Source organism: Phenylobacterium sp. (assembly GCF_031984885.1).
Taxonomy (GTDB): domain Bacteria; phylum Pseudomonadota; class Alphaproteobacteria; order Caulobacterales; family Caulobacteraceae; genus Phenylobacterium.
The window spans coordinates 249293-265581 of the sequence record NZ_DAMABV010000007.1 but is presented as its reverse complement, the minus strand read 5'-3'; the positions used below and the strand labels follow the sequence as shown (position 1 = coordinate 265581).

Annotated in this window: 20 protein-coding genes; 15 read left to right on the top strand and 5 right to left on the bottom strand. The window is 71.3% G+C overall.

All coding sequences use genetic code 11. The features are described from left to right. Nucleotides 1–241 precede the first annotated feature (241 nt). On the top strand, nucleotides 242–1405 hold the full coding sequence (locus RTL41_RS13120) for a DegT/DnrJ/EryC1/StrS aminotransferase family protein (protein WP_312165092.1): 1164 nt from the start codon (nucleotides 242–244) through the stop codon (nucleotides 1403–1405). A gap of 295 nt (nucleotides 1406–1700) precedes the next feature. Here RTL41_RS13120 and RTL41_RS13115 read toward each other — a convergent pair whose 3' ends face one another. Beyond that, complete coding sequence (locus tag RTL41_RS13115; protein WP_312165090.1) at nucleotides 1701–3419, bottom strand: alpha/beta fold hydrolase; 1719 nt, start codon at nucleotides 3417–3419, stop codon at nucleotides 1701–1703. A 169-nt stretch (nucleotides 3420–3588) separates the two neighbouring features. On the opposite strand from RTL41_RS13115, the gene RTL41_RS13110 reads away from it, so the two are divergent. The 6 genes from RTL41_RS13110 to RTL41_RS13085 all read left to right on the top strand — a co-directional run bounded on the left by RTL41_RS13110 (nucleotide 3589) and on the right by RTL41_RS13085 (nucleotide 8261). Then, the gene (locus tag RTL41_RS13110) at nucleotides 3589–4233 is read left to right on the top strand and encodes an AAA family ATPase (protein WP_312165088.1); all 645 of its coding nucleotides are present in this window, start codon (nucleotides 3589–3591) and stop codon (nucleotides 4231–4233) included. Between the two features lie 91 nt (nucleotides 4234–4324). Next, nucleotides 4325–5287, top strand: a complete 963-nt coding sequence (locus tag RTL41_RS13105; RefSeq protein ID WP_312165086.1) for a zinc-binding alcohol dehydrogenase family protein — start codon at nucleotides 4325–4327, stop codon at nucleotides 5285–5287. A gap of 160 nt (nucleotides 5288–5447) precedes the next feature. Then, nucleotides 5448–6281, top strand: coding sequence for an alpha/beta hydrolase (locus tag RTL41_RS13100; protein WP_312165084.1), 834 nt, complete (start codon nucleotides 5448–5450; stop codon nucleotides 6279–6281). 23 nt (nucleotides 6282–6304) lie between these two features. Next, on the top strand, nucleotides 6305–7090 hold the full coding sequence (locus RTL41_RS13095; RefSeq protein ID WP_312165082.1) for an SDR family oxidoreductase: 786 nt from the start codon (nucleotides 6305–6307) through the stop codon (nucleotides 7088–7090). Further along, nucleotides 7087–7674 carry a histidine phosphatase family protein gene (locus RTL41_RS13090; RefSeq protein WP_312165080.1) on the top strand — a complete coding sequence of 196 codons (588 nt, stop codon included), beginning with the start codon at nucleotides 7087–7089 and terminating at the stop codon, nucleotides 7672–7674. Before RTL41_RS13095 ends, RTL41_RS13090 begins: the two co-directional genes overlap by 4 nt. Then, entirely contained in the window at nucleotides 7671–8261 is a 591-nt protein-coding gene (locus tag RTL41_RS13085) for a histidine phosphatase family protein (protein WP_312165078.1), read from the top strand. The genes RTL41_RS13090 and RTL41_RS13085 overlap by 4 nt, the downstream gene beginning before the upstream one ends. Here the strand turns inward: RTL41_RS13085 and RTL41_RS13080 are convergent. Next, nucleotides 8212–8433 (bottom strand): hypothetical protein, encoded by a 222-nt coding sequence (locus tag RTL41_RS13080; protein ID WP_312165077.1) that lies wholly within the window; start codon nucleotides 8431–8433, stop codon nucleotides 8212–8214. The genes RTL41_RS13085 and RTL41_RS13080 overlap by 50 nt on opposite strands. 118 nt (nucleotides 8434–8551) lie before the next feature. Between RTL41_RS13080 and RTL41_RS13075 the strand changes: the two genes are divergently transcribed. After that, the gene (locus tag RTL41_RS13075) at nucleotides 8552–9295 is read left to right on the top strand and encodes a YebC/PmpR family DNA-binding transcriptional regulator (RefSeq protein ID WP_312165076.1); all 744 of its coding nucleotides are present in this window, start codon (nucleotides 8552–8554) and stop codon (nucleotides 9293–9295) included. Between the two features lie 48 nt (nucleotides 9296–9343). On the opposite strand, the gene RTL41_RS13070 is transcribed toward RTL41_RS13075, so the two are convergent. Beyond that, entirely contained in the window at nucleotides 9344–9526 is a 183-nt protein-coding gene (locus RTL41_RS13070; protein ID WP_312165074.1) for a hypothetical protein, read from the bottom strand. 330 nt (nucleotides 9527–9856) lie between these two features. Here RTL41_RS13070 and RTL41_RS13065 point away from each other — a divergent pair, with 330 nt between their 5' ends. Both RTL41_RS13065 and RTL41_RS13060 read left to right on the top strand, forming a co-directional pair. Beyond that, nucleotides 9857–10561, top strand: coding sequence for an MgtC/SapB family protein (locus tag RTL41_RS13065; RefSeq protein ID WP_312165072.1), 705 nt, complete (start codon nucleotides 9857–9859; stop codon nucleotides 10559–10561). 82 nt (nucleotides 10562–10643) lie between these two features. After that, nucleotides 10644–12092 (top strand): aminotransferase class V-fold PLP-dependent enzyme, encoded by a 1449-nt coding sequence (locus RTL41_RS13060; RefSeq protein ID WP_312165070.1) that lies wholly within the window; start codon nucleotides 10644–10646, stop codon nucleotides 12090–12092. Nucleotides 12093–12102: 10 nt separating this feature from the next. On the opposite strand, the gene RTL41_RS13055 is transcribed toward RTL41_RS13060, so the two are convergent. Then, a complete protein-coding gene (locus tag RTL41_RS13055; protein ID WP_312165068.1) occupies nucleotides 12103–12534 on the bottom strand; it encodes a PaaI family thioesterase in 432 nt (143 codons plus the stop codon). Nucleotides 12535–12596: 62 nt separating this feature from the next. Between RTL41_RS13055 and RTL41_RS13050 the strand changes: the two genes are divergently transcribed. The 3 genes from RTL41_RS13050 (at nucleotide 12597) to RTL41_RS13040 (ending at nucleotide 14666) form a co-directional block, all read left to right on the top strand. Continuing rightward, nucleotides 12597–13070, top strand: a complete 474-nt coding sequence (locus tag RTL41_RS13050) for a hypothetical protein (protein ID WP_312165066.1) — start codon at nucleotides 12597–12599, stop codon at nucleotides 13068–13070. 103 nt (nucleotides 13071–13173) lie between these two features. Further along, a complete protein-coding gene (locus RTL41_RS13045) occupies nucleotides 13174–13878 on the top strand; it encodes a hypothetical protein (RefSeq protein ID WP_312165065.1) in 705 nt (234 codons plus the stop codon). Continuing rightward, a complete protein-coding gene (locus RTL41_RS13040) occupies nucleotides 13875–14666 on the top strand; it encodes a site-2 protease family protein (protein ID WP_312165062.1) in 792 nt (263 codons plus the stop codon). Before RTL41_RS13045 ends, RTL41_RS13040 begins: the two co-directional genes overlap by 4 nt. Here RTL41_RS13040 and RTL41_RS13035 read toward each other — a convergent pair. Next, nucleotides 14663–14863 carry a hypothetical protein gene (locus RTL41_RS13035; RefSeq protein ID WP_312165060.1) on the bottom strand — a complete coding sequence of 67 codons (201 nt, stop codon included), beginning with the start codon at nucleotides 14861–14863 and terminating at the stop codon, nucleotides 14663–14665. The genes RTL41_RS13040 and RTL41_RS13035 overlap by 4 nt on opposite strands. Before the next feature lie 145 nt (nucleotides 14864–15008). On the opposite strand from RTL41_RS13035, the gene ruvC reads away from it, so the two are divergent. Both ruvC and ruvA read left to right on the top strand, forming a co-directional pair. Next, nucleotides 15009–15533, top strand: coding sequence for a crossover junction endodeoxyribonuclease RuvC (gene ruvC, locus RTL41_RS13030; protein WP_312165058.1), 525 nt, complete (start codon nucleotides 15009–15011; stop codon nucleotides 15531–15533). Then, a complete protein-coding gene (ruvA, locus tag RTL41_RS13025) occupies nucleotides 15530–16147 on the top strand; it encodes a Holliday junction branch migration protein RuvA (RefSeq protein ID WP_312165056.1) in 618 nt (205 codons plus the stop codon). Before ruvC ends, ruvA begins: the two co-directional genes overlap by 4 nt. The last annotated feature ends 142 nt before the right edge of the window (nucleotides 16148–16289 follow it).

The following is a 16289-nucleotide window of genomic DNA, read 5'->3' as shown; positions in this document are numbered from 1 at the left end:
GGCCGGAGCGTGATCCCCTGACGGACGCCCGCGCGGCGGGATCACGCTCCCCCTTTTCCAGTAGGGCCCTTCTCCGCCCCGGCGTGGCCGCCGGGCGTCGGAAGGGTTCTGGTCCCGGAGGCGTCGGGGGGCGCCGCCGGGACCTTCCCGCGCCGAGAAACGTTCCGAAAACAACCGTGTTTGGCCTAGGCTCCCGACGCGTGCCATGAAGCGCGCCGCTTCGTTACGCGAGATGCCCGCCATGCCGATCCCCTTCATCGACCTGCAAGCCCAGCGCGCGCGCCTCGGCCAGCCGCTCGAGGACGCGATCCTCAAGGTCGTCCGCTCCGGCGCCTATGTCATGGGTCCCGAGATCGGCCAGTTCGAGGCGGCGCTGGGCGCGTTCGGCGACGCGCCCTTCGTCCTCTCCTGCGGTTCGGGCACCGAGGCGCTGCAACTGCCGCTGATGGCCTGGGGCGTGGGCCCGGGCGACGCGGTGTTCTGCCCCTCCTTCACCTTCGCCGCGACCGCCGAGGTCATGCCCCTGGTCGGCGCCTCGCCGGTGTTCGTCGACATCCTGCCGCAGACCTACAACCTCGACCCCGTCGCCCTCGACGCCGCCATCGAGGCGGTGAAAGCGCAGGGCAAGCTGACCCCCAGGGCGGTGATCGCCGTCGACCTGTTCGGCCAGCCGGCCGACTATCCGGCCATCTCGGCGGTGGCGAAGAAGCACGGCCTGAAGCTGATCTCCGACAGCGCCCAGGGCTTCGGCTGCACCCTGGACGGCCAGCACCCTATCCACTGGGCCGACGTCACCACCACCAGCTTCTTCCCGGCCAAGCCGCTCGGCTGCTACGGCGACGGCGGCGCGGTGCTGTGCAAGGACGCACGCCTGCACGACCTGCTGGTCAGCTTGCGCGTCCACGGCCAGGCGGTGAAGTCCGACCTCGAGGGCAAGACCTTCGACCACGACCCCAAGTACCTGAACCTGCGCATCGGCATGAACAGCCGCATGGACACCATCCAGGCCGCGGTGCTGCTGCAGAAGCTGACCATCTTCGCCGACGAGATCGGCGCCCGGAACCGCGTCGCCGACCGCTACGCCGCCGGCCTCTCGGACGTGGTGCGCACGCCCAAGGTGATCGACGGCGGGGTCAGCGTCTGGGCGCAGTACACGATCGAGACCGACGACCGCGACGGCCTGGCCGCGCACCTCAAGGGCCAGGACATCCCCACCGCCGTCTACTACCCGATCCCGATCCACCGGCAGGACGTCTACTCGGTCTATCCCGCGCCCGGCGGCCTGCCGGTCACCGACGCCAAGGCCAAGGTGGTGATGAGCCTGCCGATGCACCCCTATCTGTCCGAAGAGGACCAGGACAAGGTGATCGCCGCGATCCGCGCCTACGTGAAGCGCAACGCCTGATATCCGGTTTCCCCGGCCGGCCGGGACGATAGGCATTGAACAGGCGCCCGAAGTGGGTGACGGACGCGGTCCCATGCGGGGCCGCGTCCGTCTCCTAGAGGCCTGGCCCGACCTCCCCCGAAGCCGGCCAGCGCACCCCGGCCCGAGCGCCGCGGCGACCTCTCTCCCGTCCACCGCCGCCGAGGCGGCCGTGGTCACGCCAGAGTCCGGGACGCAATCCCTGGCGAAAGACGGCCTCGCCGTCAGCAAAGCCTGCTGAGACGCCGAGTCGCATGACGCAAATGCACTAAGGCGGTTACGCCGCCGCCGCTTCCCGCAGGATGTCGTCCCAGTGCTTGAGGGCCAGGAAGTGGCCGATGCCGGGCGTCACATGCACCTCGTCGGCCCGGTCGCCCAGGAAGTCCAGCAGTTGGCCGAGCGGCGCCAGCCGGTCCTGCTCGCCGTGCCAGACGATCAACGGCGCCTTCAGGCCGCCGATGCTCATGTTACGGCCCCGGCGGAACGCCCGCAGCTCGTCGGTCGGGCCGCGGCTGGAGCGCGCCAGCGCCTCGCCCATATAGGCCGCCACATAGGTCGCCGCCTCCGGGTGCGCGACGAGATAGGCCAGGTCTCCCGGCGACTGCGCGCTGGAGCGCTGCATGACCCGCGTCAGCATCGCCGTCGACAGCCGCAGCCGCAGCACCGCGAAGAAGGTCTCCATCATCCACGGATTGGCCTCGATGCGGCTGCGCATCAGGGTCAGCGGATTGCGGGTGCGGTCGGCCTGGCCGCGCGGCGGGCGCCCGGAATAGATGTGCAGCCGCTCCACCCGGCCGCCCAGGGCGATGGCGGTCGAGATCGCCGACGGCGCCCCCGACAGCACCGCCCCGATCTGCAGCCGCTCCAGGCCGAGCTGGTCGCACAGCTCCACCATGTCGCGGGCCACCCCGTCGAAACTGTAGTCCGGGCGCGGGTCCGACTGCCCAAAGCCCGGCCGCTCGGCGCACACCATCCGCAGGCCCAGCCGCCGCGCCGCCGCGTCGGTGCCGGGCGGCAGCAGGCTCGACCCCAGCCCCTCGTGGAACGACAGCACCACCCGCCCGCCCGGGTCGCCGTACTCGCGATAGGCCAGCCGGCGGCCGTCGCCCAGCCTGATGGCCTGCACCGGCGGGGCCTGGAGGATCGCCGCCTCCTGCTCGCCGATCGGATCGCCGGCCTCGATCAGCCCGGCCAGGGACGACAGCTCGGTCAGCGCCCGGATCAGGTCGCTCTGCCGCTTCAGCCCCATCTTGTCGAACACCGCGCGCAACTGGTTGCGCACCGTGTTGACGCTGACCGACATCTCGTCGGCGGCGTCCTGCAGCGAGCGCCCGTCGCGCAGCTTGCGCGCCAGCCGCACCTCGGCCGGGGTCAGGCCGAAGCTTTCCGACAGCGACGACCACAGCCGCCCGGCCTCCGCCGCGGCCGGGAACACCAGCGCGTAGCTGTCCTCCTCGGCGGCCACGGCCGGCAGGTCGGCCAGGCCCGGCAGCGCCCGCGCCGGAACCACATAGGCGAAGCTCGGCCCGTCCTCGCCCCCGCGCTCCAGCTTCAGGATGACCTGGCCGCGATGGCGTCCGCGCGCGCGGGCCAGCGCCGCGCTCAGCGCCTCGCCGTTGTCGGGGTTTGCGAAGACGACCGCCTGGCCGACCTCCAGCCGCGCCGCCGCCGCGCCCAGCGCCTGGCGCGCCGCGGCGTTGTGCGCCGCCACCTTGCCGCGGGCGTTCAGCAGCAGCCAGCCGACGTCGGGGCGCGCCAGGGCCGAGGGCCCCTCGCCGGGGCGGCTGGCCAGCCGGGCGATGTCCTCGCTCAGCGCCAGGCCGCGCATGATCTCGGCGCCCGGCTCGTGGCCCAGGCCGTCCTCGTCCAGCACGTCGATCAGCCGCTCCCACGCCTCGGGATTGGCCGCCACCTGGTACATGGTCTCGATGATCAGGCGCGCGTCGTCGGGCGGTGAAGCGGAGAGCGCAAGTTCCTGGCTGCCGTGCAGGGTCATTAGGATTAACGCCGCGGTCCGTGCGAGGTCGGTGTCCCGAACTGGAACATAGGAACGTCAGAGCCGCGTCCTCTGCAAGCGCCAAGCCCGTGAACGTCGAACGTCTGTCACAGCGATCTGCGAACTAGCTTGAGCGTAGCCGGCGCGCGGGCCGGCGCGGAGCAGGCCCATGCGCACGATCGCCGTCATCGCCCGCAAGGGCGGCTCGGGAAAGACCACCCTGGCGGTCCACCTCGCCCTGGCCGCGCACCTGCGCGGCCGCCAGGTGCTGCTGGCCGACACCGACGCCCAGCGGTCCTCCAGCCAGGTGCTCAAGGGCCGCAAGGATGCTGGGCCGGCCATCGCCGAGTCCGCCGGCCCCAAGCTCTTCGCCCTGCAGATCGCCGCCCGCCGCGAAGGCGTCCAGGCCCTGATCGTCGACACCCCGGCCGCCGTCGAGGAGGAGATCGCCCACGCCATCGTCGCCGCCGACCTCAACCTGCTGGTGGTCCGCCCGACCTTCCTGGACCTGGCCGCCGCCATCCAGACCGCCGACATCGTGCGGCGCCTGCGCAAGCCCGCGCTCATCGTCGTCAACCAGGCGCCGGTCGCCCGCGCGGGCGTGGAGCCGCCCGCCGTCAAGCGCGCCCTGGAGGCCCTGCTGCTCATGCGCCTGCCGGTCATCCCGATCATGCTGCGCGCCCGCGCCGCCTATCAGTCGGCGCTCGAGGCCGGCCGCTCGGTCGAGGAGACCGATCCCGCCGCCGAGGCCGCGCGCGAGGTCTCCGAGCTCTGGGACTTCGTCGACACCTTCCTGTTCGGACGGCCCGCCTGATTGGCGCGCGCCCGACGCTTTCCCTTGCGTCGCCCCCCAGGTCTTGGCTAGCGTCCGTCAAACAATTGTTTAAGTCATTGGGAGCAAGCGCATGAAGGCGGCGGTCTATTACGAGAACGGCGGCCCCGAGGTCCTGAAGTACGAGGACTTCCCCGATCCCGACCTGCATCCGCGCGGCGTGATCATCAAGGTCGAGGCCATCGCCATCGAGGGCGGCGACACCCTCAACCGCTGGCGCGGCCCGCTGATGACCAACCCGCACGTGGTCGGCTACCAGGCCGCCGGCGAGATCGTCGCGGTCGGCGCCGAGGTCACCCACCTCAAGCTCGGCCAGAAGGTCGCCACCGTCAACAACTGGGGCAGCCACGCCGAACTGCGCTCGGTCCCGGCCCGCAACTGCTGGGTCATCCCGGACGGTTACGACGTCAAGAAGGCGGCCGCCATCCCGGTCACCTTCGGCACCGCCGACGACTGCCTGTTCGAGGCCGGCCGCCTGAAGGCCGGCGAGACGGTGCTGGTCCAGGCCGGCGCCTCGGGCGTCGGCGTCGCCGCCATCCAGCTCGCCAAGCGGGCCGGCGCGACGGTCCTGGCCACCGCCTCGTCCGACGAGCGCCTGGAGCGCCTGAAGCCGCTGGGCCTCGACCACGGCATCAACTACGCCCGCGAGGACGTGGTGAAGGAGGTCATGCGCCTCACCGACAAGAAGGGCGTCGACGTGGTGGTCGATTCCGTCGGCGGCCCGACCCTGCAGGGCTCGATCAACGCCCTGGCCTATCGCGGCCGCGTCTCGATGGTCGGCGCCGCCGGCCGCGAGCCGATGGTGGTCGACGTCGGCGCGATGATGGGCGGCAACCGCCAGCTCCGCGGCGTCTTCCTCGGCGCCGAGATCATGACCGACCGGGTGCACGACAACATCCAGCGCCTGATCGACGAAGCCGCCCGCGGCGAGCTGGAGGTCCTGGTCGACAAGGTCTTCCCGCTCTCCGACGCCGCCGGCGCCCACGCCTATATCGAAAGCCGCGCCGCCGTCGGCCGCGTGGTGCTGGTTCCGTAAGCGATCCAAAACACGTGTCATCCCGGAAAGCGCGCAGCGCTTGTCCGGGCCCCACTCGCACAGGCCTCTCCGGAGAGATCGACGCGTAGGGGTCCTGGCCTTCCGCTTCGCTCCAGCCGGGATGACACGCCAGGTTTCGACGTCCTCTGGAGGACCCTCCATGCCCCGCGCGAACAACGGCCAGGTCGAACTCGAGTACGAATCCTTCGGCGATCCGTCCGCCCCGGCGATCCTGCTGATCAACGGCCTCGGCTCGCAGATGACCCGCTGGCCCGCGGACTTCTGCAACGCGCTGGCCGGCCGCGGCTTCCGCGTCATCCGTTTCGACAACCGCGACACCGGCCTCTCCACCTGGTTCCAGCCCGGCGAGAGCTACAGCCTCTCCGACATGGCCGCCGACGCGGTCGCCGTCCTCGACGCGGCGGGCGTGCAGCGGGCGCATGTCGCCGGGGTGTCCATGGGCGGGATGATCACCCAGGCCGTCGCCATCGACCATCCGGGGCGCGTGCTCTCGATCACCTCGATCATGTCGGCCACCGGCGCGCCCGGAACCCTCGACCCGACGCCGGAGGCCGGCGCCGTGCTCAACACCGCGCCGCCGGACCCGAAGGCGAACTTCGAAACCTTCCTGGACTTCGCGGTCCGCAACGCCGAGACCATCGGCAGCCCCGGCTATCCGTGGCCGCCCGGCGCCCTGCGCGAACGCGCCGCCGCCGAATACGCCCGCGCCTTCAACCCCACCGGCTCGGCCCGCCAGATGGCGGCGATCCGCGCCGACGGCGACCGCACCGAGCGCCTCGCCAGGCTGAACGTCCCTGCCGTCGTGCTGCACGGCGCCGACGACCCGCTGGTCAAGCCGTTCGGCGGCGAGGCGACGGCCAAGGCCATCCCCGGCGCTGAACTCCGCATCGTTCCGGGCATGGGCCACGACCTGCCGCCCGCGCTCTACGACACCTTCATCGACGCCATCCTCGCCGCGGCCGCGCGCGCCTGATCTTCAAGTACAAGGAACACCTCATGGGACGTCTCTCCGGCAAGACCGCGATCATCACCGGGGCCGGCTCCGGCATCGGCCGCGCCGCCTCGCTCCTGTTCGCCGCCGAAGGCGCCAAGCTGGTCATCGCCGACAAGGCCGACAGCGTGAACGAGACCGCCCGCCTGGTCGCCGAGGCCGGCGGCCAGGCCATCGCCGTCACCGGCGACGCCGGCGACGAAGCCTTCGTCGAGAGCCTGGTCGCCAAGGCCGTGGGCGAGTACGGCGGCCTCGACGTGGCCTGGGCCAACGCCGGGATCTCGGGCGGCTGGACCGGCTTCGACGAGCAGGACGGCGCCTTCTGGGCCGAGATCCTGCGCGTCAACCTGATCGGGGCCTTCCTGCTGGTGAAGCACGCCTCGCGCGTCATGATCCCCAAGGAGAAGGGCTCGATCATCTGCACCGCCTCGGTCGCGGGCATCCGCTCGGGCGCCGGCGGCTCGCCCTATTCGGCCTCCAAGGCCGGGGTGATCAACCTCGCCCAGACCGCGGCCAACGAGTTCTACGGCACGGGCGTGCGGGTCAACGCCATCTGCCCGGGCCTGATCGAGACCGGCATGACCCAGGCGATCTTCGACGGCGCCCGGGCCCGCGGCAACGAGGACAAGATCGGCCAGCTCAACCCGCTGACCCGCGGCGGCGTGCCCATCGAGATCGCCAACGCCGCCCTGTTCCTGGCCTCGGACGAGAGCTCCTACGTCAACGGACAGGCCATCGTCGTCGACGGCGGCCTGTCGTCGTCGCATCCGGTCGTGCGCCGCAAGAAATGATCTACCTGCTGCGCCACGGCCAGACCGACTACAACCGCGACGGCCGCCTCCAGGGCCAGACCGACTCCCAGCTCACCTCGCTGGGCATGGCCCAGGTGCGGGCCATGGCCGCCGTGCTGGCCGAGCAGATCGACGACCTCTCGGGCTGGCGCATCCTCGCCAGCCCCTTGAGGCGCACGCGCCAGTCCGCCGCGATCGTCAGCCAGGCCCTGCGCCTGCCGGTCGAGATCGAGCCGGCCCTGATCGAGGTCGGCTGCGGCTCGTGGGAGAACCGCATGTACGCGGACCTGCGCATCGAGCAGCCGGCGGCCTTCGCCGGCCGCGACTGGGTGTTCAACAGCCCCGACGGCGAGCGCTTCGAGGACGTCGACGGCCGCGTGCGTCCCTGGCTGGCGACCCTGCCGCCCGAGCCCGAGCGCAAGGTCATCGCCGTCAGCCACGGCATCGCCGGGGTGCTGATGCGCGGCGCCTACCAGGGCCTCTCGCGTGAGGAGACCCTGGAGCAGGACACGCCTCAGGACGCGCTCTTCCGCCTCCGGGGCGGCAAGGTCGAGCGCCTGGCCTGCGCGCCGGTGGCTGCATGATCTATCTCGTCCGCCACGGGCAGACGCACTTCAACGCCGAACGCCGCCAGCAGGGCCGTATGGATTCCCCGCTGACCGCGCTCGGCCGCGCCCAAGCCGCGGCCATCGGCAGGTTGCTGCAGGACCTGGTCGGAAAACCTGACGGCTGGCGGCTGATTTCGAGCCCGCTCGGCCGCGCCCAGGCCACCGCCGGCGTCATCGGCGCCGCGCTCGGCCTGACGGTCGAGACCGACCCCCGGGTGATCGAGGTCTCGTTCGGAGAGTGGGACGGTCGCCTGCGCGACGAACTCGCCGCCGAGCATCCCGACACCTTCGGCCGCGGCGACTGGCAGTTCTGCGCCCCTGGCGGCGAGAGTTTCGAGGCGGTCGAGGCCCGCGCCCGCGACTGGCTGGCCAGCCTGCCGCCGGAGCCTGAGCGCAAGGTGATCGTGGTCAGCCACGGCGGCTCGGGCCGCGTGGTCCGCGGCGCCTATCTCGGCCTGCCCCGGGCCGAGACCTGGGCCCAGGACGTGCCCCAGGACGCGGTCTTCCGGATGGCTAGTGGAGCAGTCGAGAGAATCGATTGCCCAGTCGCGGCTGCGCCGTAGAGCGCCGGCTCAGCGCCACCAGGCCCAGCGCCGCCACGGCGCCGAGCAGGAAGGCTCCGGCCACCGCGCCCGACAGCGCCGCCGGCCCCAGGTGCAGCGGCGGGCGGTCCATCCAGCGCACGAGCGTTCCGGTCGGTTCTTCGTCAAGCACGTCGTCGAAGTATTCGCTCATCTGCCTGCGCTCCCGTGTGTGCGCAGGCCTAACCCCTGTGGGCGGCGCAGGTTCCGGCCCCGCTGGCGTTGAAACGCCTCTAAGGTTAGAAGCCGCCCACTGACCTTTAGAGAGACACATGGCCGGACATTCCAAGTTCAAGAACATCATGCACCGCAAAGGCCGCGCAGATGCGGCCCGGTCCAAACTGTTCTCCAAGCTGTCGCGAGAAATCACCGTCGCCGCCAAGTCGGGCATGCCCGACCCGGCGATGAACCCGCGGCTCCGCCTCGCGGTCACCAACGCGCGGGCCGAATCCATGCCCAAGGACAACATCGAACGCGCGATCAAGAAGGGCGCGGGCGGTGAAGGCGAGAACTACGAGGAGGTCCGCTACGAGGGCTTCGGTCCCGGCGGCGTCAACATCATCGTCGAGGGCCTGACCGACAACCGCAACCGCGCTGCCTCGAACATCCGCACGATCTTCTCGAAGAACGGCGGCAACCTCGGCGCCTCGGGCTCGGTGACCTTCCAGTTCGACCGCCTGGGCGAGCTGACCTATCCGGCCAGCGTCGGCTCGGAGGACAAGGTCATGGAGGCGGCCATCGAGGCCGGGGCCCAGGACGTCGAGTCCGACGAGGAAAGCCACGTCGTCTACACCGCCTTCGAGGACTTCGCCGAAGTCGCCGCGGCGCTGGAGGCCGTGCTCGGCGAGGCCAAGTCCAGCAAGATCGTCTGGCGTCCCAAGACCTATGTCAGCGTCGACGCCGAAGCGGTCCCGACCCTGCTCAAGCTGATCGACGCCCTGGACGACGACGACGACGTCCAGAACGTCTATGGCGACTACGACATCTCCGACGAGGACATGGAGAAATTCGGCTAGGACCTCTTCGCGGTCGTCCCGGCCCTCGCCGGGATGACAGGAACCTGGCTAGTTGTCGGTGGTCTTGCTGATCACCGCCCCGACGCCCGCGCCCACGGCGGCGCCCACCGGCCCGCCGACGATCAGGCCGGCCGCCGCGCCGGTCGCCGCCCGCTGCTCGACATTGTGGCCGCACGCCGCCAGCCCCAGCGCCGCACCGGCGACCGCCAGAACCAAGACTATCCTGCGCATGATCTCACCCCCCGCCGCCCCACGCGGCGATTGTCCTTCCATAAGAAGATCTTGGCTGTTTTTGGGCGTCTTGGCCCCTTTTCCTCCCCTGCGCAGCGGGGGAGGAAAATAAGGGCGCGCTCCATCCGCCATCGCCCGGCTCTTTGGAAGTGGAGAGGCAAACCCCGCGTGTCATCCCGGTTTCGGCCGCAGGCCGAAGACCGGGACCCATGAACACCTGATCTCGCAAGCCCCGGCTCGCCCGCACCCCATTCCGCCATCGCCGCGCGAATGGATCCCGGCCTTGCCGCGCAAACCGGGATGCCGCCCCAGGAAGCTTAACCGCAGTTCGTGCGTTCTGAGCTCATGGACTGGGCGATCGAATACCTGCTCCCCCTGGCGGGCGCGGTGGCGGCCGGCGGGCTGATCGGCTTCGAGCGGGAGTACCGCGGCCGCCCGGCCGGCGTGCGCACCCACATCCTGCTGTGCCTCGCCTCGGCCCTGCTGATGCTGGCGGCGGTGCATCAGGTGCGCTGGATGTTCGAGACGCCGCACGACGTCATCCGCATCGACCCCGTCCGCATGGCGCACGGCATCCTCACCGGCATCGGCTTCCTCTGCGGCGGCGTGATCTTCAAGGAGGGCTTCTCGGTCCGCGGCCTGACCAGCGCCGCCTCGCTCTGGACCACCGCGGCGCTGGGCATCCTCTACGGCGTCAGCTTCTTCAGCCTGGCCATCGGCGGCACCCTGGTCACCCTGGTCGTGCTCATCGGCTTTCGCCTGCTGGAGGTGCGGCTGCCGCAGTACCGCCACATGGACCTGACCGTCCGCTACGCCGGCGCCGACTTCGCCACCGAGAGCGAGCTGGTCGCCCTGCTCGCCCGCTTCAAGCTGACGCCCGACGTCATGACCCACCGGCTGCTGCCGGCCGGCGGCGGCTTCGAGCTGTCCGCCACCTTCCGGCGCCGCGGCGCCATCCCCGCCGAGGAGATCGCCGCCGGTCTCTGCGCCGATCCGCGCGTCGTCTCCTTCGAACTGGCTCCCCGCCACGAATAGGCCGCGCCTGCGGGTTTCACCCGATGGCCGAAACCCGACCAACAAGCTGCGCATTGTCCTTCACGGAGAGTTGGAGGGCTTCATGCGTTCAGGCCAGGACGGCGAGGCGGAAAAACTGAGCCGGCGCCATCTGCTGGCGCTCGGTCTGGTGGCCGGTCCCATCGTGGGCGCGGCCGGCGAAGCGGCCGCCTGGCCCCGTCGCAAACCCAAGACCCCGCCTGAGCCCGCCGCCGCCCCGGCCCCCGCGCCCGAGCCCGAAGGCCCCTCCGCCGAGTTCGACGACGAACCGGCCGCCGCGCCGCTCGAGCCGCAGCCCGTCCTGGGCGCCCGGCCGCCGCCGGACTGGAACCGGCTGCGCGCCCAGTGGGACCTCGACTGGAGCGAGGTCGACCTCTCGGCCATGCTGTTCGCCTCCAATCCCAAGCCGGTGCGCGACGCCATCACCCGCCACCGCACGGCGCTGGACCGCAATCCGGTCACCTATCTGGAGCGCAACAACAAACGCGGCCAGCACGCCTCGCGCGCCGCGGCCGGCGCCTATTTCGGCGTGCCTATGGATCACGTGGCCCTGTGCGAGAGCACCACCTCCGGCGTCGGCCTGCTCTATGGCGGCCTCACCCTGCGCTACGGCCAGGAGGTGCTGACCAGCGTCCACGACTATTACGTCACCCACGAATCCCTGCGGCTCTCGGCCCAACGCAACGGCTTCTCGGTGCGCAAGATCGCGCTGCACGACGGGGCCGCCAGCGCCTCCGCCGTCGACATCGTCCGGCGCGTAACCGCGGCGATCACGCCGGCGACCCGGGTCCTGGCCCTGACCTGGGTGCATTCCTCGACCGGCCTGAAGCTGCCGATCCGCGCCATCGCCGACGCCCTGAAGCCGATCAACGCCCAGCGCCAGCCCGCCGACCAGGTCGTGTTCTGCGTCGACGGGGTCCACGGCTTCGGGGTCGAGAACACCACCCTGCCCGAGCTCGGCTGCGACGTGCTGGTCGCCGGCTGCCACAAGTGGCTGTTCGGGCCGCGCGGCACCGGGGTGGTGTTCTTCTCGCCCCAGGCCCTGCCCAGGCTCGCGCCGATCATCCCCAGCTTCCTGGCCTCCAACGCCTATTCGGCCTGGATCGGCGGCTTCGATCCCGGTCCCACCACCGCCGCCCGCATGACACCTGGCGGCTTCAAGGCCTTCGAGCAGGTCTGGGCCCTGGCCGACGCCTTCCAGTTCCACCAGGGCGTGGGCAAGGACCACATCGCCCGGCGCACCCACGACCTCGCCAGCCAGCTCAAGACCGGCCTGGCGGCCATGCCCCATGTCCGCGTGCACACGCCGATGAGCCCGCAGATGTCGGCCGGGATCGTCAGCTTCGACGTCGCCGGGGTCTCGCCGCGCAGCGTGGTCTCGCGCCTGCGCCAGTGGCGGATCATCGGCTCGGCCGCGCCCTACGGCGTCTCCCACGCCCGCCTCACCCCCAGCATCCGCAACACGCCCGAGGACGTCGCCTTCGCCCTGAAGGCGATCGCCGCCATGGGCTGAGCGGCCGCGCCTAGGCCCGCGGATAGAGGATGATCTGCGTGCAGCGGAAGGCGGCCATCAGCTTGCCGGTGGCCGCGTCCTCGACCCTGGCGTCCCAGACCTGGGTGGTGCGCCCGCCGTGCAGCAGGCTGGCGGTGCAGATCGCCTCGCCCTCGCGCAGGGTGCCGACGAAGTTGGCCTTCACCTCGGCGGTCGTGAAGCCGTTCGCCCCCTCCGGCCAGGCGGTCGACACGCCATAGGCGCAGAGGATGTCGGCCACCGACAAGACCGCCCCGGCCAGCAGGTAGCCGGTGTGCGCCACCAGGTCCTGGCGCACCTTCAGCCGCCCGACCACCTTGCCGTCGGCGACCTCGGTGATCACCAGCCCCAGATGCCCGGGCAGCTTGCCCTCGTTGGCCTGGTTCAGTTTCTCGACGCTGGTGTGATTGGTGGTGGCCGGCATGCTTTACCCTCCCTGGTCGAGCGATCATGCACGCGCGTGCGCAAACTGCTAGAGCGCCCCGCATGAGCACCCGCATCTGGATCCAGACCAGCCACCACGCCGCCTTCAAGTGCGGCGGCTGGGCCTATGTCCGCAGCCAGGCCGGCGAGGTCTCCGGCCAGGCCGGCGGCGAGCGCTACACCACGCCCGAACGCATGGCCCTGGCCGCCCTGATCGCGGCGCTGAAGGACCTGCCCAAGGGCGCGCTCGCCATCCAGATCGACAACGGCGCCGTCGCCCGCACCGCCGCCCTGATCGCCGCCGGCCGCCCGCCCGAGGGCGAGGAGGCGCCGGCCGAGAACCTCGACCTCTGGGCGAAGCTGACCGCCGCCCTCGCCGGCCACGCGCCCAGCTTCGCCATCGCCGCCCCCGGCAAGGCCAGCCCGACCGGCTTCGCCGCCGCCTGGGCCGAGCTCGCCCGCGACAAGGCCAACGCCCAGGGCCCGTTCGTCTCGGCCATCCCCAAGCCCAACCTCGCCAAGGTCGCGGGCCTCTAGGCCCCGCCGGCCGGGCCCCTGATCGCATGGCTGTGCTTGGGGTCTGAATTCCCATATCCAGTGCATGATCCGGCCTTCGCCGGGACGAGCGGATTGAGGCCCGATGAGCCACCTGCCCCACATCGCCGACCTGCTCGGCCCCCTGCGTCCGGCGAGCGGCCCGTTCATCCTCGGCGTCACCGGCTCGGTGGCGGTCGGCAAGAGCACCTTCGCCCAGGCGCTGGCCGACCACTTCGCGGCCGGCGGGGCGCGGGTCGAGATCGCCTGCACCGATGGCTTCCTGCGCTCCAACGCCGCCCTGGAAGCCATGGGCCTGCTCAGCCAGAAGGGCGTGCCGGCCACCTATGACCACGACGCCCTGCGCACGGCGCTGACCGCGATCCGCACCGGCCCCGCCGACTTCCCGGCCTATTCCCACGTGGTCTACGACATCGACCCGGCCCTGACCCGCCGCCTGGCCGCGCCCGACGTGCTGCTCGTCGAGGGCCTGACCCTGCGCCATCCCGACACCGGCCCGGCCGGCCTGCTCGACGCCATGATCTATCTGGAGGCGGACGAGGCCGATCTTGAGCGCTGGTACGTCGCGCGCTTCATGCAGCTCTGGGAGGCGGCCGAACACGACCCGACCTCGTTCTACGCCCGCTTCCGACAGATGAGCCGCGAGGAGACCGACGCCCTGGCCCGCATGGTCTGGCACGAGGTCAACCTGAAGAACCTGCACGACCACATCGTCCACGCCCGCGGCCGCGCCGACCTCGTCGTCGCCAAGGCCCCCGACCACGCCATCGCCTCGGTGACCCGTCCATGAGCCACGACGCAGACCTCTCGGACGCGCGGCCCGCGGTCAGTCCCAACGCCCTGATCCTGCTGGCCGCCTGGCTGGCCGCCGGCGCGGCCCTGGTCTACGCCCCGTCCGACCTGTTCGCACGGCTGGCGACCTTCGCCTTCGTGATCCTGGGCTGGATCCTGGCGGTCATGGCCCACGAGTTCGGCCACGCCTTCATCGCCCACAAGGCCGGCGACCACACCATCCGCGCCAAGGGCTACCTCACCCTCGACCCGCTGAAATACGTCGACGTCGGGGTCTCGATCGTCATCCCGATCCTGGCCGTGGTCCTGGGCGGCATCGGCTTTCCCGGCGGCGCGGTCTATCTGCGCGAGGACCTGATGCGCAGCCGCTGGTGGCGGTCCCTGGCCTCCCTGGCCGGGCCCCTCGGCACCCTGCTGGTGCTGATCGTGCTGGTGGCGGCGATCTGGGCCGTGGCCCTCACCCTGACGACGCCCGGCGCGCGCATGCTCTGCGACGCCCTGGCCTTCCTGGCCTTCCTGCAGGCCACCGCCTTCGTGCTCAACCTGCTGCCCGTGCCCGGCCTCGACGGCTACGGGGTGATCCGCCCGTTCCTGCCGGCCGCCTGGACGCAGGCCCTGCGCAGGTTCGAGGGCCTGGCCCTGGTCGGCCTCTTCCTGGCGATCTTCCTCGTCCCGGGCGCGTCGGCGATCATCTTCGCCCCCGCCCTGATGCTCACCGACGTCGCCGGCCTGCCCCGCGAACTGATCCAGGCCGGTTGGGACGCCTTCCGCTTCTGGCGAACCTAAGCCGCTCGGTCCTCCGCCGACGGGGCTATCGGCCCGGCGAAGGTGCTCAGGTGGCGCTTGCCCTGCCAGAGCTCAGCCCCGAAGGCGTGGCGGCGTCCCGCCGCCCTCTCCAGCGCTTCCGGATCGGAGGCGCAGTCCCATTCTTCGACGTCAGCGAACTTGCCGGCGGAGTTCAGCACATAGAGTCGATATTCCATGCCGTGTCCTTCCCTGCATGGGATGGCCAACCGCCTTGCGCCCCGCACGGTTCCTTCAACTCTCCGCGTCCGGGGCGTCTTCCCCGCCGCCTCGCCTCAACGTTTGCTTAACCCTGGCGACGTCCTGTATCCCTCGTTGGAACAGATGACGAACGCGCCGATTCCCATGCCCGCCCCGCTGATCATCCTCGGCCTCGATCCCGGCCTGCGCCGCACCGGCTGGGGCGTGATCGCCGTGGACGGCGCGCGCCTGGCCCATGTCGCCCATGGGGTGATCGTCCCCAAGGAGACCCTGCCGTTCTCCGAGCGCCTGCTGGCGCTGTTCGAGGCGATCAGCGAGGTGGTGACGACCCACGCCCCGCACGAAGCCGCGGTCGAGGAGACCTTCATGAACAACAACGCCGCCTCGGCCCTGAAGCTCGGCCACGCCCGCGCCATGGCGATGATCGTCCCGGCCCGCGCCGGCCTGCCGGTCGCCGAATACGCCGCCACCGTGGTCAAGAAGTCCGTGGTCGGCACCGGCGCGGCCGAGAAGGGCCAGGTCGGCTTCATGATCGCCCGCCTGCTGCCCACCGCCGGCAAGACCACCGCCGACGCCGCCGACGCCCTGGCCGTGGCCATCGCCCACGCCCACCACCGCAAGCTCCGCCGCATCGGAGCCGCCGCATGATCGGCCGTCTGCGCGGACTGGTCGCCGAGGTCGGCGAGGAGGAGGCCCTGATCGACGTGGCCGGGGTCGGCTATGTCGTGCGCTGCGGCTCGCGCACCCTCGGCCACCTGCCGGCCCTGGGCGAGGAGGTCGTCCTGCACGTCGAGAGCATGTGGTCCGAATCCCACGGCATGAAACTCTACGGCTTCCTCGGCCGCGACGAGCGCCGCTGCTTCGTCACCATGCTGACCATCCAGGGCGTCGGTCCCAAGGCGGCCCTGGCCGTGCTCGACGTGCTGGCCCCGCCCGACCTCGCCGCCGCCGTCGCCCGCGACGACAAGGCCGCGCTCGGCCGCGCCAACGGCGTCGGCCCCAAGCTCGCCCTGCGCCTGATCACCGAGCTCAAGGACAAGCCGCTCAGCGACAGCCCGGTCGCCGCCTTCCACGCCCAGATCCACAGCCCCGCCGCCCCGCCGCCGCCCAGCGCCGTGGGCGAGGCCGTCGCCGCCCTGCTCGGCCTCGGCGTCGCCGAGGTCAACGCCCGCCGCGTGGTCGAACAGGCCGCCCTGCGCCTGGGCGAAGACGCCGAGATCCCCGCCCTGATCAAGGCCGGCCTGCAGGAGCTGGGCCGATGATGAACGGACGTGCTTCAGATGCTCCCCCCTTGGGGGAGCTGTCAGCCGAACGGCTGACTGAGGGTGACTTTGACTCCTCTGCCTTGAGAGCAGTCCCCCTCCGTCTCGCCGCTGGCGCGGCGATCCACCTCCCCCAAGAGGG

Bases quoted from the DNA above. Each gene is read 5' to 3' on its own strand.
- RTL41_RS13120 (WP_312165092.1), top strand. From the start codon at position 242: ATGCCGATCCCCTTCATCGACCTGCAAGCCCAGCGCGCGCGCCTCGGC.
- RTL41_RS13115 (WP_312165090.1), bottom strand. From the start codon at position 3,419: ATGACCCTGCACGGCAGCCAGGAACTTGCGCTCTCCGCTTCACCGCCC.
- RTL41_RS13110 (WP_312165088.1), top strand. From the start codon at position 3,589: ATGCGCACGATCGCCGTCATCGCCCGCAAGGGCGGCTCGGGAAAGACC.
- RTL41_RS13105 (WP_312165086.1), top strand. From the start codon at position 4,325: ATGAAGGCGGCGGTCTATTACGAGAACGGCGGCCCCGAGGTCCTGAAG.
- RTL41_RS13100 (WP_312165084.1), top strand. From the start codon at position 5,448: ATGCCCCGCGCGAACAACGGCCAGGTCGAACTCGAGTACGAATCCTTC.
- RTL41_RS13095 (WP_312165082.1), top strand. From the start codon at position 6,305: ATGGGACGTCTCTCCGGCAAGACCGCGATCATCACCGGGGCCGGCTCC.
- RTL41_RS13090 (WP_312165080.1), top strand. From the start codon at position 7,087: ATGATCTACCTGCTGCGCCACGGCCAGACCGACTACAACCGCGACGGC.
- RTL41_RS13085 (WP_312165078.1), top strand. From the start codon at position 7,671: ATGATCTATCTCGTCCGCCACGGGCAGACGCACTTCAACGCCGAACGC.
- RTL41_RS13080 (WP_312165077.1), bottom strand. From the start codon at position 8,433: ATGAGCGAATACTTCGACGACGTGCTTGACGAAGAACCGACCGGAACG.
- RTL41_RS13075 (WP_312165076.1), top strand. From the start codon at position 8,552: ATGGCCGGACATTCCAAGTTCAAGAACATCATGCACCGCAAAGGCCGC.
- RTL41_RS13070 (WP_312165074.1), bottom strand. From the start codon at position 9,526: ATGCGCAGGATAGTCTTGGTTCTGGCGGTCGCCGGTGCGGCGCTGGGG.
- RTL41_RS13060 (WP_312165070.1), top strand. From the start codon at position 10,644: ATGCGTTCAGGCCAGGACGGCGAGGCGGAAAAACTGAGCCGGCGCCAT.
- RTL41_RS13055 (WP_312165068.1), bottom strand. From the start codon at position 12,534: ATGCCGGCCACCACCAATCACACCAGCGTCGAGAAACTGAACCAGGCC.
- RTL41_RS13050 (WP_312165066.1), top strand. From the start codon at position 12,597: ATGAGCACCCGCATCTGGATCCAGACCAGCCACCACGCCGCCTTCAAG.
- RTL41_RS13045 (WP_312165065.1), top strand. From the start codon at position 13,174: ATGAGCCACCTGCCCCACATCGCCGACCTGCTCGGCCCCCTGCGTCCG.
- RTL41_RS13040 (WP_312165062.1), top strand. From the start codon at position 13,875: ATGAGCCACGACGCAGACCTCTCGGACGCGCGGCCCGCGGTCAGTCCC.
- RTL41_RS13035 (WP_312165060.1), bottom strand. From the start codon at position 14,863: ATGGAATATCGACTCTATGTGCTGAACTCCGCCGGCAAGTTCGCTGAC.
- ruvC (WP_312165058.1), top strand. From the start codon at position 15,009: ATGACGAACGCGCCGATTCCCATGCCCGCCCCGCTGATCATCCTCGGC.
- ruvA (WP_312165056.1), top strand. From the start codon at position 15,530: ATGATCGGCCGTCTGCGCGGACTGGTCGCCGAGGTCGGCGAGGAGGAG.